Here is a 15,286-nt window from a genome sequence, read left to right as displayed (position 1 = left end):
CCCTTACTTAGCTAGTTCAAAATTTACAGAATTATGCCATTTTTTTAGGCTTATTTTGTCATTGGGGATAGCCGATAAATTAAACTCAGAAGCAGGAAAATCATTATCAACCTCTACCCCAAAAGGTTTTCTACCAGTAAAACTTGCAAGATGAAACAATTTATAATTGAAACTTCGCAATATTTCAAAGAGATTGTTTCTACTGCTTCCGGCTGATTTTAAGGCTTTATCATTACATTCAATCATGAGAGCTGGACGGAGATAACTTAGTAAATAATTAGCCCCTTTGATAATGAATGTCTCAAATCCTTCGCAATCAATTTTTACTAAGCTAGGATTAATCTTATATTCAGCCACGATCTCATCTAAAGTGGTTGTAAAAACATCAGATGAAGCATCTGTTTTAACCGCTTGCTGCCAAGGTTCTCGACCAGGTATATCAGGGATAACATACTTATCAGACGAGCTAGCTGAAAGAATTGCTTCGATTACCGTAGCGTTTTCGATTCCTAGGAGTGCAAAATTTTGTTTGCATATCTCTGCTGTGCGCTTATTACCTTCAATCGCTAAAATCTGATTGAGCGAACAGGCTTGGGCAAGCACAGCAGAAAAGTAGCCGATATTAGCTCCGCAATCGATAATCGACTGACCAGGTTCGCCTGCTTCAATCCATCTACGACACCAGCTCATTTCAACTTTTTCATGACCTTGGCATACATAGAGAATATGAGAAAAAGCATCACCCTGTCGCGATACAAACTGAATGCCATTTTCAAGTTTCCAGATATAATGTCCTCGACTCAAATGGCATCTGATCTGGGAGTATTTTTGTCGGCTTTTCCAGCGAATAGCACCAAGTATATTTTTCATAGTTATTAATCCTCATATCCTTTGAACACAGTTTTGCTTAAAATGGCTCGATTTTCGAGAGATTTTGTAGCCCGTTCAGAGCAGCATGAAATGAATATGAGCAGAAAAAATTCTAAGCCATGTCTCAAAAACAACAGTGGCTTTAGCAAAACTATCCCCTGACCCCTGTGCATAAGCAACAAACGAAATCTTGCCTGATGAAAATTAATGACTCGGTTACCTGACCATGCAGATGCTTGCATTTTATTATCGTGAATGACTCCAGGCACATCTAAAACAGCTACACGGAAACCCTTTTCGTAAACCCTCCAACACCAATCACTGTCACAATCTGAGTAGGGAAACCTTGCTGTATCCATACCGCCAGTAGACTGCCATGCAGAATATCTGACCAAGAGTGGACTCGTGAATACAACGTCGCTAACACCCCAACGCACTCCTAAAAAGGGATGCCACTGACTAATTTTCATCTGTTGTAGACCTAGCCTTTGGGAAAGTTGTTGTCCAACAAGGAAGGCTAGGGGCGTAGGAAAGCGAGAACCGAAACCTGCTTTTCTACCGTCGTATGTTTCAACCGTAAAGCCAACCGCCGCCAAATTTTCTTCTTGTTCCAGAAGTTTCATCGCCAGGGGGAGAGCGGATTCATTTTTGATTAGATTATCTGTTTCAAAAAAGAAGCACCACTTGAGCCGGGGAAATTTTTGAGCAGCAAACTGCACGGCAAAATTACAGCCTGCGCTAAAGGAGCGATCAGTATCTGCCGAGGGACAGAGGCAAATAATCTGCGGCTGTTGGATGTTGGCAGAATAGTCTTCGATAAATTGAACACTACCGTCAGTTGAGCCAGCTTCAAAAATAATGACTGCTGATTCTATGGGAGTTTGCTTGAGTGCTTGAGTAACAGAGGGTAGAGCCTCACGCAACAGTGACAGTCTGTTAAACGAGTTGATAATAACTGCAAGTTCAACTTGTACTTGCTGTGCAAGTAGCGACTCCCGCTCACTCATGGCTAACGTAAAAGGTTTTCGGCAAAAGTTTTAGCTTGTATTGACAAATTATGGGTGTGATACCAGGTGTAAGCGTTATTGGCTATCGCTTGCATTTCCCCCCAATTCTTCAAGCTTGTTTCTGGGATATCCGGAAACCAATAATGTTTTCCCGGTTCTATTCCATCTACTGGCAATGCGATGCATCGAGCGCTAACAGCCAACAACCCGTGAGCGCAGTAAGCAGCAAAAATTGTTGATTTCGCTAGAAAGTCGGTGGGGTAATCAAAGAATCCAGCTAGGGAATTTGACAGAATGCCGCTGATTTCGGTAGCGGACTGTTGTCCTATTGCTACTACTGGCACACCATTGACGGTCGATAACGTTAGATCCGTTGATAGTCCGATATCCCAGATTTCTTCAATTCCCAAAAGTTGACAGGCACGGCTGAGTTCTGCCAGAGATTCTTGATAAACCCGTAGCCTATTACTACGTCCCCCAAATACCACTAGCCGCCGTTCACGCTTTGCTAGAGTTAGCACTTGCTCTGGCTCCCCAATGTTGGAAAAGACAGGCAGAATAGGAATGTGGGTATGTTTGTCCTGACTCAACTTATAGAGAATCTTAGCGTAGAGTTGTTTACTGGTAAAAGCGCGATCGCTCAGTCGAACTAGACGTGCTGCCAGGTTTCTTTGTAATGGCGACAGCCAAAAGGTACTAGTCCAAGGAGAACCAGAGGCATAGACTTCATGAAACATGGTCACTAGCCTTCTATCAGTGCTGGCAGTCCGCCAACGCTGCAAGCCATTAACTAGCCAAACAGGACAGCCTCGTTTTGCATAACCATAGCCAACGTAGTGTAGCAAGACTGTGGCGGCGCGATCGCTCGGCAATAAAGATAATAAAGTATCAGCAGAATGCACTATTACCTTGCGAACGGGAAACCCCTCGATATGAGTTGCTCCAGTCCAAGTCGGGTCACCGACAATAAAGTGTGTTTCTATGCCAAAGTCTTGACGTAGCTGGCAAGCTAGATTGAGGGCATAGTCGCCTACTCCATCCATTGCAGGAGGGAGTCTAGGAACAATTTGAATAATAACCATCAACGTGTCTGATGCTCTGCAATCCATTCACTGTAAATAGTTGCTAGTTTCTTGATATTTGATTCCCAATTGAGTGATCGCACTCGCTCCCATCCTTGGCGTGCAATCTTTAGCCGCAAGTCATCATCTTGCAGTAAGCGCGAAATGTGACGTTCCATTGCTTCAACGTCCTCGAAATTGCACAGCAACGCTTCCCGTTCATCCTTGAGTTCTGCACCAAAACCTGTCGGGGTAGTCACCACTGCACAACTGCAAGCCATCGCTTCGGCAAGGGCAATGCCAAAACCTTCGTATTGAGAGGGGAAGAAAAAGACCTTGGCTTGCGCTAAACCATTAGCGATTTCTTGATTAGAGAGACGTGGATGAACGGCGATGCGAGTATGTAATTTTGCGGGAAAACTAGCCAGAACAGTATCCCTTGCTCCTCCAGTACCGTAGATGTCAAAATTTAAATCCGGGTGCTGGGTTAAGACTCTGGTCATTACTGTACTCAAATTTTTCACTCCTTTACGAGCAATCCATGTACCTATGAAGGCAACTCGTTCTTGTTTTTGACTGATAAAGGGCAGGGATAGATACTCCTCATCTAATCCTGGCTCAACCACAGCAGTTCGTTGAGCAGGATAAAGTCCTAAATTTAGAACATACTTGCGATCGAGTTCGCAAAGCGACACGAAAGCATCGGCATGGGCAAAAGCCATGAGAGAGAAACGAGCATGAGTTTGCTTATCAAACCAATCACGCAGGTAGTTATTGTAGGGATTGTAGCTACTGGAACGGTGACGATAAAGCAGTTCTAAACCATTTGTATGGGCAACTAATAAAGGTCGCTGTGGCAATTTGGATAACTGCCAGATAGCCAACCAGAATTCATCGCCGTAAAATTCGATTATATTGTATTGGTTGGCTCTAATTTCTTGCTTTACTACACTCCAGGCTCCCCAGGCTTGTCGGAACTTCTTGGCTTTACGAAAATGCTGCCAATGTTCATATTTTTTTGGTTCAAACACATCAACTGAGTATCCTAAGCTTCGCAATCCTTTGGAGTAGGTTGAGACTGTCTTTCCTGACCCTAAATTAGGATCTATAGGACAGTTTGTAAAAGACATAATTTGCATAAATTCAATAAGTTTGACTGGAAAATATTAAAACTATAGATTTTCGAGCATAGATAGGTGAGCCGACCAAAGTAAACCAAACCTACCCTCGTAAGCTTTATTGGGAGATATACACAATATCCGGTGATCTGCTTGTTCAATTAACCGTCTTAATTCTGGAAGATTATGGTTTTCATAGAGATGGTACTCCAAGCAAAAAGATTGAGTGCGTTTAAGCAAATTATTGTCTTGCAATATTAACCATTCTGACCCTTCACAATCCATTTTCATAAAGTCAATTTTTCGACATTCTGCTACTTCAGTTGCCGATATACATTTCACAGATAAATTTCCTTTTGAACTGATACGCCCAATTGTCGAATCACAGTCAGTCTCAAGCATTACCATACTCGCCTTATTTCCTACTGCACAATTAAATGCTTTTATTCGGGTCGCTTCTGCATTCTGTTTCAGCCAACTAAATGCAGTTGGATTTGGCTCATAGGCATAAACATCGGCATCTGGAAATAACAAACTGCAAAGTTTGCTAAAAATACCAATATTCGCTCCCAGATCCACAATCACTGATGGGCTGTAGTGCTTAACATAATCCAACATGCCATAGCAATCCTCAACAATGACTTCTCTGTAACAAGTAGCAGAACCAGAAGTGTCGTCAGCCAGTACTCTAGTCGTCTTACTGCCAATCGAAAGCCAATAGGGAGGATGCACCATCGCCATCCTAAAATAATGAAACCGGGAGCGAAATAAAAGATTATTAATGAATTCAATTCGGGAAAATAATTTCATTGTTTATATCGGTATTTGAGGAATTCCTTTTAAACCTATAAATTAAATATCATCTAATTGGCAAATTACAAGCCGCCAAAAAGTCTCTAGCTCTTGCTTTCGTCGTGTTATTTTTAATCCATTTATAACTCATATTTTGCAAATAGCAATAATCATTTGGGCTAATATAAAATAACTTTTCTTTTAACTCTTTAAATGAATGATAAGTAATGCAGTTAGAGTCATTTAGACCGTGTGGCGCACATTTTTCTGGTTTTAAATCTATATTTTTAAAGCAGAGAACGCATCCATTAGCTGCTAACTCATAATGACGTAAGCAATCCCAACCACCACGTTTTGTGGTTATACCAAAACGTGATTTTTTTAAATCATTGTAATAGTCTTCTTCACTAACAAAAAACAACCTATCAGATCCAATACTGGAAAAAAATGATTCATTAACTTGAGCGGCTATTTCTGGATCAACAATATGCTTGGGAAAGTCTTTTTCCTTTCCCTTTATACTTACTTTACATATTTTTTGATCAGGAATAGAAAAGCTGATCGGATACACATTCTGAGGTAAGGTAATCTGCTTTCGCAAACAGTGTGGTATAAATTTAGCAAATCCGTAATGCTGACCCCCTTCCATGAGTTCTCGCTTAAAATATTTGAAGCGTGATACAGGAGTCAAATAAGACCAAGGACGATTTATTAACCCTGAGGTATAAGGAAAAATAACTGGTGTATCCCAGCCGTCTAGAATAACAATTTTTTCACTATCGACAAGAGATAATAATTTCCAGACTAGCTCCCATTGCCACCAAATATGCCCAATAACAACAAGATCGTAATTTGCCAAATCTTTCCGCCAAAAATACCTCTCTTCTGCCAATTCAGGAATATCTTCTAGTAGTCCATAAAGAGTAAAACCATTCCCTCGCAACTTTGATTTAATTCGGTCAGTCAATGGAGCATACATACTATCATATCGAGGGACATCAACACAGTTTTTTCCTAGTAGTGTTCTCAATCCGTGAAATAAACTTTCTGCTAAGTAATCAGGTTGGTTACTGTGGATAAATAACACTTTCATATTAATGCTCATTTTTCATAGTTATCGACATAAAAGCCTGTTCGGCAAATTCCCCCTTAGTTCCACATGGATATTTTACATCATAGCCATTTGATATTGCCCAATCATGCACTTCCTTCTTGGATGCAATATAGATAGCATCTACATCTGCACCCATAACTGATGGATAAGACAAACAAATAGGTCGTGTGTTGATGGGAAATGGACCAAGTTTATCCACTGCACTTTTTAGTACTCTCGGAAGAACTATACGACTCTGGTAGAGACTAACTAGAGCATCAATAAGCTTACCACGGCGTATCTTTGCAGAGGCTGTACCTATTGGAGAAAAGCCGAGTAGCTGCGAAGAAAAACGCCCCGATTCTACGAAGTCTGGAAAAACTAATACTAGATGACCACCAGGTTTTATAACTCTCAGCATTTCTCGCAGTGCTCGTTCTGGATAAACAAGATGCTCTAAAACATATAGAGAGAGACAAACCTCAAACGAACTATTAGGAAAAGGAATTTTATAGGCACTGGTACACTTCCACGTTGCTTCGGGATGTTGCTGCATATTTTGTTGAATCAAGTAATCAGCTACCTCAATGCCACTGTAAGCACCGATATATCCATAGCTGCGTAACTGACGATATAATCGACCATTAGCACAACCGACTTCTAGAATACTTTTGGGTTTGAGTTCACAGATATACTTTGGCATCAAGTGCCGCACTGACTCTTTGGGTGGAGCAGTTTCTTCTTGAGTATTCAACATGTCCTGATAGAGTTCTCGACCTTCCCTTTGACCATAAAACCAAGACATTTTTTGATGCAGGCTGAACAAAGCTTCTGATTTTCCAGTTACGCTGGATATCCAGGAAAATTTAGGCTTGAATATGTTAAGTATCATTAATAATTCTTGGAGGATTTAATCAATAATTTTTGGGTGATTAAAGGTAGACCAAATAATAACATTATTATGGACAAAATAATTGACTTTATCTTAAATTTATATGCATTCTTTAAAAGATATTTTAAATGGAATTTATATGCAAAATAAATTATTGAAAATTTATTTTTATAGCCCAGGCTTACCATGTTTTTTTTTACATAATAAACCCAGGATAGACAGCGCTTAGGTATACGAAAAATCGCCTCTTTTAGAGGAATTAACCGCACAGGATGATCGACACTAGCATCAGGTACAAAACAAATAGGAGTGATTGGAGAAAGGCGTAGCTGCAAATCCTGATCTTCTTGAGCAGCCAGAGAATAATTCGGATCAAATCCTCCAATTTTCTCAAAAAGCGATCGCTCAACAGCAATATTGGCAGACCAAAAGCATCCACCAATCAGATTCACAGGACACTCAGCCAAATCTTGATTAAGATCGCCCAGAGGATGAATTGCACCTTCTAGAGCTAAAGCCTCTCCCGTAATCGCTTCCGCAAAAGCTTTTAGCCAATTCGGATCGGGTATGCAATCATCATCGGTGAAAGCCAGCCATTTTCCGCGAGCATACTTAGCTCCATTGTTCCGGTTAGCGGCTGGACCTTTGCGGGAGCCAGCTACCCACTTTGCCCAAGGATAGCGCTCCCGAATCATCTCCTCAGCAGTTGTCTCGGAACCATCATCAGTCACGATAACTTCATATTGCTCTGCTGATAATGTCTGAACGCCGGGTGCTACACAATCCAAACACTTCGCTAGCAAATCATTGCGATGGTAGGTTGGGATGATAATGGAGAACAGAGGACTTGAGTTCATGCTTGTACTACGAGCTGAGTCTAACATTTGCTGCAGGTATTTCTAAAACTTAGACCTTTAAGGATGACTCTTTTTAAAATTCCCAGAAAACGGGTGTCACTCAATGATTCTACAGGCACTAAAATCATAGTTTTTATGAGTTCATTTAAACACTTATTCCTGACTCCACTACTATACTCATCAAAAATATTTGCATATAATATAAGTCTTGCAAGCCTCTTTTGTTCCCATATTGACAGATGAACAGAATAGACATGGGCTATCTTGATGGCTTCTGCTTTCATAGCTTTATAATCACATGTTTTTGTGCATGAATGTACTCGATAGAAACAAATTGGTTCGGGATTTCGGTACGTCAAGGGATGTTCAAGGGCAATTCTTGCGAACCAATCAAGATCCATACAGTAGTGTAATTTTTCATCTAGAAAACCAACTTTTTTGAATACTTTTTCCGATACAAATACTGATTGAGAAGGAATGATGTATTCAACGTTATAAAAAAAACGCAATAAATATTTTAGCTTAAATCTTTTAGTACCTATTCCCTTAATTAAAGTACAATCATTGATTGATTTGCCAATATAAGTACATCCATAAATAAAATCTAATTGCTCAAGCTTATACTTATTAAAAGTCCGATGTAATGCATTGGGCATATAGCAGTCATCGGAATTCATCCAAGCAATATAGTCCCCAGTACTCTTTTCAAAACCTTTGTTTATTGCGTGAGACTGTCCTAGGTCAGATTCGCTTACCCAATAAGCAAGGTACTGATCGTATTTTTTGATAACCTCAACCGAATTATCTGTACTTCCGCCATCAATAATAATATACTCTACGTTGGGATAGCCTTGCAGCAAAACTGAGCGAATAGTTTCTTCAATAAACTGACCTTGGTTATAGCTAGGAGTGACGATGCTAATGCGGGGCCATTCAGAACCATCAGGCATCCGCTCTGGTAGAGGCTCGGTTTGTTCTGTCCAGGGCCATCCGGTTTTGCCAGGTGGAGGTGGGGGTAAGTCTTTAAGAGTTAGAGCAGTGTTAATAAGAGGCATTCTTGATAGAGATAAGGCTCCGTTTACTGTAGTTAAAAGTAAATCTGTAGAGGGGAATCACATAACCCCATGACTTCATACAGTTTTTCTTGATAAAATCCGGATAAATAGAGAGCGATCGCATCACAATTAATGAGGCAAATTACTTGACCGCTTCTAGATTAAGACTCACAGGATAGTACTTTCCGTTAATTAAGGCTTTACGATCCGAAAAATCATCAAAAGTCGTTAATTCACAGGAACCTGGTTGCCATTCTTGAACTTGCTTAAATCCCGTCTCGATCAAGAGATTTTTTAGGCTTGTCCTGTTAAAGGCTGTCAAGTGAAAGTTAAATTTATAGTTTTGACCTCCCATGAGCATACCAAGGATTGTATTAATATCACTACCATTATCATTGTAAATATTCAGTAGCAAATCAAAATCAGGCACAGATAAGCGCAAGGTTCCGTCTGTATTCAACACTCTAAACCACTCGTTTAACACTTTTATAACCTTACTATGAGGAATATGCTCCAGGCAATGACATGCATATATCAGATTTACGCTACTGTCTTTAAAAGGAGCCAGATTATCTATTGCGCGTATGTAATGTACATGGGGAGCAGGTAAGCCATCAATGTTGATGAACTTTGGATGATTAATAGAACCACAGCCTAAATGTAAATTGATTCCTTCGTTTTTCAAGTTTGGAAATGGAGGGCGCAGAAACTGTCTTTGAAGCTTTCCGTAAGCGGTTTTTGCTTCAAGCTCAAATGCACGCCATTGAGGACGATAGCGATCTCGAACTGATTTTGGGATATATTTCATTACTCGTATCCAAGCTTTTGCATAACTTGTCCGTGGTGTTCCCAAAATAGCTCTTGTAATTCTTGACTCATCTCTCGTTTCCATGCTTCACTTTTTCCTTTCCTGAAAAACTGGGGCCAGGTTTCATGCAGTTCTGCAAATGAAGGTAATTGGTTATTGATTCGAGAAAAATCACCCTTTATCTCTAAAGCTTCTATAGCTGTTTTAACTTGATGTAATGGTTCTTTGATCAAATCTTCAAACCGAATTGTAAATGTAAATTTACTTGGTTTATTCCACTGATATACATTTTGACTCCAGCTACCGTAATCACAATCAGATGAGATAATTAATTTTTTCAAAATTTCATTAAATTCATTCCAGCCAAACATAGATTTAATTTTATTTTTGTATGCTTTCCTAAGAGATTCGTTTTTAAATGAAAGAATATAATGTGCGTATGAAACCAAAGAATCTCGTCCATCTCTCACTAAATAAATTGCTGGACAATCATCAGATGGTAAGTGATGCGTTTTCACAAAAAATATTTTCTCTGAAGCCATCATTTCTTCATAACTTATTTCCCTTTTCTGATGACCAACTACATCTGCCACTCCCGTAAGCCGCTCAAACAGCGGATCGTCATAGATAGAGTAGGTTTTAATTCCATAAAATTGATTAATGAGAATACGAAAAAATGTATTTCCGGAGCGGGGATATGAAGCTAACCAAATAATCATTATTATTTTCCTAGTTCGATAAAATTAGAAGCAGATTTTTGAATCCTACATCTTAATGGAAGAGGGACTAAACCATGTATGTGAGATTCAAAATATGTTCCTGTATCGAAAACATCATATGCTGGAATACTAATCATTAAAGCATCTTCTATTTTTAAAATATATTCTCTCTTAGGTTTTGACAACCAAATACTGATGGTGTAGTCACCGCCAGCCAAGTATTTTTCTATATTTCTACATTCAAAAATGCATTTATTATTTCCCTTTAGCGAATCAATAATATAATGGGTAATTGAAGGAGATATCATGGCAACCTTTACACCACCAACAGTGGAAATAGTTAAACCAATACCGATATTTGAGTGAGGGGTTTCGGCGAAAATATCAAATTCAATTTTTAAATTAAAGCCATTGTAAAGATTGCTGTATTCTATATAATATTTTAAATTTGATATTACTATTCCATGTATGTCACTAAACCCTAGAATTTGTTTATGTTCATTTTTTGATAGACTGCTTATTGTATTTTTTTGATATTGGATTGCAACTGTTTTTGCAGAGTCTAGTTTTTTTATTTGACCTTGTTCTAGCAGTATACCCTTAGAACATAAAGCTTCCACTGCTGCCATATTATGGCTAACAAAAAGTACCGTTCGTCCTTCTTTCGCTACATCTCCCATCTTCCCCAAACACTTCTTCTGAAACTGTGCATCCCCCACCGCCAGCACCTCATCCACCACCAAAATCTCCGGTTCCAAATGCGCCGCCACCGCAAACGCCAACCGTACATACATCCCCGACGAATACCGCTTCACCGGCGTATCCAAAAACTTCTCCACTTCCGCAAAAGCGACAATCTCATCAAACTTCCGCTTAATCTCCGCCTTACCCATCCCCAAAATCGCACCATTGAGATAAATATTCTCCCGCCCCGTCAACTCCGGATGAAACCCTGTCCCTACCTCCAATAAACTCGCCACTCTACCCTTAATCCGGATACTTCCCTGAGTCGGTTCCGTAATCCGACTTAAAATCTTCAACAGCGTTGATTTCCCCGCCCCATTGCGCCCAATAATCCCAACCCTATCCCCCTGCTGAATCTCAAACGACACATCCTTAAGCGCCCAAAACTCCTCAACCGTCGGGTCAGAACTCCCCTTACCCAGAGGCTTCAGCAACCTGCGCCCCACAGACTTTGCCCCATTCGCAATAACATCCCGTAGCGCCGTATACCGTTCCTGCTTCTGGTGACCGATAACGTACTTCTTCCCTAAATTTTCGACCCGAATTATTGTATTAGACATACTGCAAAAAAGCTGCTATCTATAGATGCAATGCTTTGCCAATTTATCCGGAAAAATACAAAAACAGACTATTTATTTAAATAATTGAATTCTTTAAATAAAAAAAATCACGCTAATCAAGACCTGACTAAATTACGTCTGCAAACGTCCGCTCCACCTTTCGGAAATACCAAATCCCACTGGCAAACAACAGCGCCACTAAACCCAGCGACAACGTAAACCCTGGTAAATACAGCTTCGACTCACCCCCTAAAATCGCCCAACGGAAGCCATCAATCACCCCCACCATCGGGTTGAGCGAATAAATAAACCGCCACCCTTCTGGCACCAAACTACTACTAAATCCTACTGGGGAAATATACAGCCCAAACTGCACGATAAACGGCACAATGTAGCGAAAATCCCGATACTTAACATTCAGTGATGCTAACCACAACCCCACTCCCATCGACGCCATAAACGCAATGCCAATAAACAACGGTAGCGTCATAATCCGCCAACTGGGTACGAAATCATACCATGCCATCAACCCCAGCAAAATTATCCCCGAAATCATAAAATCGACGAAACTGACGATCACTGCACTCGTTGGCACGATTAAGCGGGGAAAATACACCTTAGAAATCAAATTGGCATTAGTAATCAAACTATTACTGCACTCAGAAAGGGAGTTGGCAAAAAACTGCCAGGGTAACATCGCTGCAAATACCAAAATTGGATAGGGCGCACCTGCTTCCGACGGCAACTTGGCAATTTTGCTAAACACCACGGTAAACACCATCATGGTCAGAAATGGTCGAATCAGCGCCCAAGCAATACCAATAATTGTCTGCTTATAGCGCACCAGAATATCCCGCCACGCTAGGAAATAAAACAACTCCCGATAACGCCACAAGTCTTTCCAATACTGCTGTTCGGTGCGACCCGCTTCAATGACTAACTCGGTTGGTTGAACCATTGCGATTAAAGTGCTGAATGTGTTCCATGGGTTACAGCTATCTGTTGCTAAACTCCGTAAACCTATTCACATCCTGTTGACCTGATCCGGATAAAATTGCTCAAATTGAGTCTTGCAGCACGGGTAATAAATCCCTAGTTACCATGAGGTGGGTAAGAGCAACCAACGATAATATAAGCATTTCCTTTCTTTATAGCTCTTGCCCACCCTACAGAAAATCGTCTTATTGAGACTGAGTAAGATGTGAGTCAAACCCTCGGTTTGTAGTCAGCGATATCAGCGTTTATAGCGATGACAGCGCAACTACGAACCTACAGCATTGTTCACGCCATCACCATACCGCCATCAACGTTGAACACCTGCCCGGTAATATAAGCAGCAGCCGGATCAGCGGCTAAAAATCGCACCATGCCCGCAATTTCCTCTGGCTTGCCATAGCGACCTAGAGGAATATATTTGATAATATCCTCCGATTTAATATCTTTGGTCATATCGGTTTCAATAAATCCGGGTGCCACGGCATTCACGGTAATCCCACGAGACGCTAATTCCTTCGCCACGGTTTTAGTAAACCCAATCACTCCCGCTTTGGCGGCGCTATAATTTGCCTGACCGGGATTGCCCATTTGCCCCGCAACAGAGGCAATATTAATAATCCGACCCGATTTTTGCTTGAGCATAATTTTACTGGCTGCCCGAGTACAGAAAAAGACTCCCGTCAGATTCAGGTCAATTACCGCCTGCCAATCGTCGGGTTTCATCCGCATCAGCAAGGTGTCGCGGGTAATCCCAGCATTATTCACCAGTACGTCTAAGCGACCAAATTTGTCTTTCGTCTCCTTGACGAGAGTCTCAACCTCGTCCAGTTTCGAGACATCTGCTTGAAGCGCGATCGCATCTCCCCCGGCTTCGGTAATTTTGGCGACAACCTCATCAGCAGCCCCACTGGAACTGGCGTAGTTAACCACCACCTTCGCCCCCTCTGCGGCTAATGCAAATGCCACAGCGCGACCAATTCCCCGCGACGCCCCAGTTATAATCGCCACGCGATCGCTAAGTTGGGCAGATGTCTGTGATGCTTCCATAAACAATACCTCTATCTATTCGCCGAAGTCAGCTCTTAGCATTTTGCACTAGAATCGAGCCAAACAACTAATAACAGTGATGTTTTGTTATGGCAGTTAAAAAACAGTTTGCCAGTTTTCAGGAACTCCTCTCTGGATCGGATGTACCCGTGTTGGTCGATTTTTACGCGACTTGGTGTGGTCCATGTCAGATGATCGCACCAACCCTCGAGCAAGTTGGTCTTCAGCTCAAGGGTAAGCTACAAGTGGTCAAAATTGATACAGACAAATACCCCCAGATTGCCTCTGAGCATCATATTGAAGCCCTGCCCACCCTGATACTCTTTAAGGATGGCAAAGCAGTGGAACGGATTGAGGGGGTTGTCTCCGACAAGCAGCTTATGGAACGACTAAAACCTTTACTTTGAACAACCACAGAGACGTTCCGCCGGAACGTCTCTACCCAGGCGGAACTTGGTATCAATATCCCTTGATCAACTTCAGGATGCTGTCGTCGATTCTGGGGAATCACTCGGTCCAGTCGTGGCTTTCTTTTTTTCCTGTTCCCGTTGTTCCCGTTTTTTGCGATCGGCTTTGATCGCGTCTTCAATGGCAATCTGGGCTTGAGCCATTTTTTCCAGGTTGCTGCGATACAACTCCAAGTCTTTCTGTAGTTTCTCTTGGGGAAGATGCAAAGTTTGACCGATTCGCTGGAGCATTTCCATCGACTGTTTCGCGTCTTGAACTAGCTCCGGTTCTGCCTGTTCCAGAAGGGTATACAAGCCAATGGCAAACAGACGAGAGTATTTAAACTTAGGATTATCTGCGATCGCGGCAACCGTTGTATGAATATCCTCAGCACCCTCTAAAGGTGTTGGTGAACCAAACCAGTCAACCAGTTCTTGCGCCGATAAACGCCCGACTGCGGCTTTCAGTTTTTCAGCATCATCCTGATACTGTTGCGGATTACCTCCCACCGCCTGACAAAGGGCGTTAAAAATGGATTCTTTATCCCGTTCCGGTCGATAGCCTTGCATGAAGCGGTTAAAGGAGGCGACCACACCTAAAACATAGATGGGATCATACTTAAAATCCACATTGACCGCCAGCAAATGCATCTCGACCATCAATTCTTCTACCACCCGTCGGTAAATCGAGTTGATTGGACGGGTGTGATAGTTATAAAAATCTCGTTTCGTATCCGAGACGGTGCGAACGTTACTCACAGAGCAAAATATAAAGGATATTTTTTACCATTGTCTCGCTTGAGTTTCACCCTAGGGGATAGAGTCTCAATCGAGTCATTCCTTCCATCTTACCAGTTTATTTCCACCAGCCCACTTAGTATAATGTCTCTTGGCTTGATCTAACTCAATTTAGCTGTTCCGGCAAGAAGCCCCGCCCCATAATCTCTGATGTGGGGACGGGATGAATTGCCAGTCACCCTGGTAAAATTTTGGACGTAGGTTAAGCAAACCAAGAGCGAAAGCCGCCTACAAATTGAACCGGGACAACTGAAAGTATGGGGTTTTACAGGGAATTGTGCAATCATCGCCAGCCTCTTGTATGTAAAACTTTCAAGGAACACAGGTAGAGCGAGAATTTTCTCTACTCCTTCTCCGGTGGGGCAGCACGGGGAAGTAAAGCCAAAGCTCGTGAAATGTCCTATGCAATAGCAGGAGTCAACG

At 41.6% G+C, this 15,286-nt stretch carries 16 protein-coding genes; 1 reads left to right on the top strand and 15 read right to left on the bottom strand.

The window, feature by feature from the left end:
• Window positions 1-3 precede the first annotated feature (3 nt).
• The 14 genes from MC7420_RS15045 to fabG form a co-directional block, all read right to left on the bottom strand.
• Complete coding sequence (locus tag MC7420_RS15045) at window positions 4-870, bottom strand: FkbM family methyltransferase (protein ID WP_006101474.1); 867 nt, start codon at window positions 868-870, stop codon at window positions 4-6.
• A 5-nt stretch (window positions 871-875) separates the two neighbouring features.
• Window positions 876-1,877, bottom strand: coding sequence for a glycosyltransferase (locus MC7420_RS15040; RefSeq protein ID WP_006101470.1), 1,002 nt, complete (start codon window positions 1,875-1,877; stop codon window positions 876-878).
• 2 nt (window positions 1,878-1,879) lie between these two features.
• Entirely contained in the window at window positions 1,880-2,959 is a 1,080-nt protein-coding gene (locus tag MC7420_RS15035) for a hypothetical protein (protein WP_044207431.1), read from the bottom strand.
• The gene (locus MC7420_RS15030) at window positions 2,959-4,068 is read right to left on the bottom strand and encodes a glycosyltransferase family 4 protein (protein ID WP_198016468.1); all 1,110 of its coding nucleotides are present in this window, start codon (window positions 4,066-4,068) and stop codon (window positions 2,959-2,961) included. The genes MC7420_RS15035 and MC7420_RS15030 overlap by 1 nt, the downstream gene beginning before the upstream one ends.
• A gap of 42 nt (window positions 4,069-4,110) precedes the next feature.
• The gene (locus tag MC7420_RS15025; protein ID WP_083799033.1) at window positions 4,111-4,866 is read right to left on the bottom strand and encodes an FkbM family methyltransferase; all 756 of its coding nucleotides are present in this window, start codon (window positions 4,864-4,866) and stop codon (window positions 4,111-4,113) included.
• Between the two features lie 49 nt (window positions 4,867-4,915).
• Window positions 4,916-5,941, bottom strand: a complete 1,026-nt coding sequence (locus MC7420_RS15020) for a hypothetical protein (RefSeq protein ID WP_006101528.1) — start codon at window positions 5,939-5,941, stop codon at window positions 4,916-4,918.
• A 1-nt stretch (window position 5,942) separates the two neighbouring features.
• A complete protein-coding gene (locus MC7420_RS15015) occupies window positions 5,943-6,833 on the bottom strand; it encodes a class I SAM-dependent methyltransferase (protein ID WP_006101508.1) in 891 nt (296 codons plus the stop codon).
• Complete coding sequence (locus tag MC7420_RS15010; RefSeq protein WP_006101540.1) at window positions 6,833-7,690, bottom strand: glycosyltransferase family 2 protein; 858 nt, start codon at window positions 7,688-7,690, stop codon at window positions 6,833-6,835. The genes MC7420_RS15015 and MC7420_RS15010 overlap by 1 nt, the downstream gene beginning before the upstream one ends.
• 20 nt (window positions 7,691-7,710) lie before the next feature.
• Complete coding sequence (locus MC7420_RS15005; protein WP_006101320.1) at window positions 7,711-8,745, bottom strand: glycosyltransferase family 2 protein; 1,035 nt, start codon at window positions 8,743-8,745, stop codon at window positions 7,711-7,713.
• Window positions 8,746-8,887: 142 nt separating this feature from the next.
• Window positions 8,888-9,637: a class I SAM-dependent methyltransferase gene (locus tag MC7420_RS15000; RefSeq protein ID WP_157453180.1), complete on the bottom strand. Its 750-nt coding sequence runs from the start codon at window positions 9,635-9,637 to the stop codon at window positions 8,888-8,890.
• Window positions 9,553-10,272, bottom strand: a complete 720-nt coding sequence (locus tag MC7420_RS14995) for a sulfotransferase domain-containing protein (protein WP_006101382.1) — start codon at window positions 10,270-10,272, stop codon at window positions 9,553-9,555. Before MC7420_RS14995 ends, MC7420_RS15000 begins: the two co-directional genes overlap by 85 nt.
• A gap of 2 nt (window positions 10,273-10,274) precedes the next feature.
• Window positions 10,275-11,576, bottom strand: a complete 1,302-nt coding sequence (locus MC7420_RS14990; protein WP_006101435.1) for an ABC transporter ATP-binding protein — start codon at window positions 11,574-11,576, stop codon at window positions 10,275-10,277.
• A gap of 127 nt (window positions 11,577-11,703) precedes the next feature.
• On the bottom strand, window positions 11,704-12,534 hold the full coding sequence (locus MC7420_RS14985; RefSeq protein ID WP_006101330.1) for an ABC transporter permease: 831 nt from the start codon (window positions 12,532-12,534) through the stop codon (window positions 11,704-11,706).
• A gap of 323 nt (window positions 12,535-12,857) precedes the next feature.
• Window positions 12,858-13,619, bottom strand: a complete 762-nt coding sequence (gene fabG / locus MC7420_RS14980; RefSeq protein WP_006101550.1) for a 3-oxoacyl-[acyl-carrier-protein] reductase — start codon at window positions 13,617-13,619, stop codon at window positions 12,858-12,860.
• An 89-nt stretch (window positions 13,620-13,708) separates the two neighbouring features.
• Here fabG and trxA point away from each other — a divergent pair, with 89 nt between their 5' ends.
• Window positions 13,709-14,026: a thioredoxin gene (gene trxA / locus MC7420_RS14975; protein ID WP_006101457.1), complete on the top strand. Its 318-nt coding sequence runs from the start codon at window positions 13,709-13,711 to the stop codon at window positions 14,024-14,026.
• A gap of 72 nt (window positions 14,027-14,098) precedes the next feature.
• Here trxA and psb29 read toward each other — a convergent pair whose 3' ends face one another.
• Window positions 14,099-14,824 (bottom strand): photosystem II biogenesis protein Psp29, encoded by a 726-nt coding sequence (gene psb29, locus MC7420_RS14970; RefSeq protein ID WP_044207421.1) that lies wholly within the window; start codon window positions 14,822-14,824, stop codon window positions 14,099-14,101.
• Between the last annotated feature and the right edge of the window lie 462 nt (window positions 14,825-15,286).

The sequence above is a fragment of the Coleofasciculus chthonoplastes PCC 7420 genome, from assembly GCF_000155555.1.
Taxonomy (GTDB): domain Bacteria; phylum Cyanobacteriota; class Cyanobacteriia; order Cyanobacteriales; family Coleofasciculaceae; genus Coleofasciculus; species Coleofasciculus chthonoplastes_A.
This window is presented reverse-complemented; position numbering and strand designations above follow the sequence as displayed.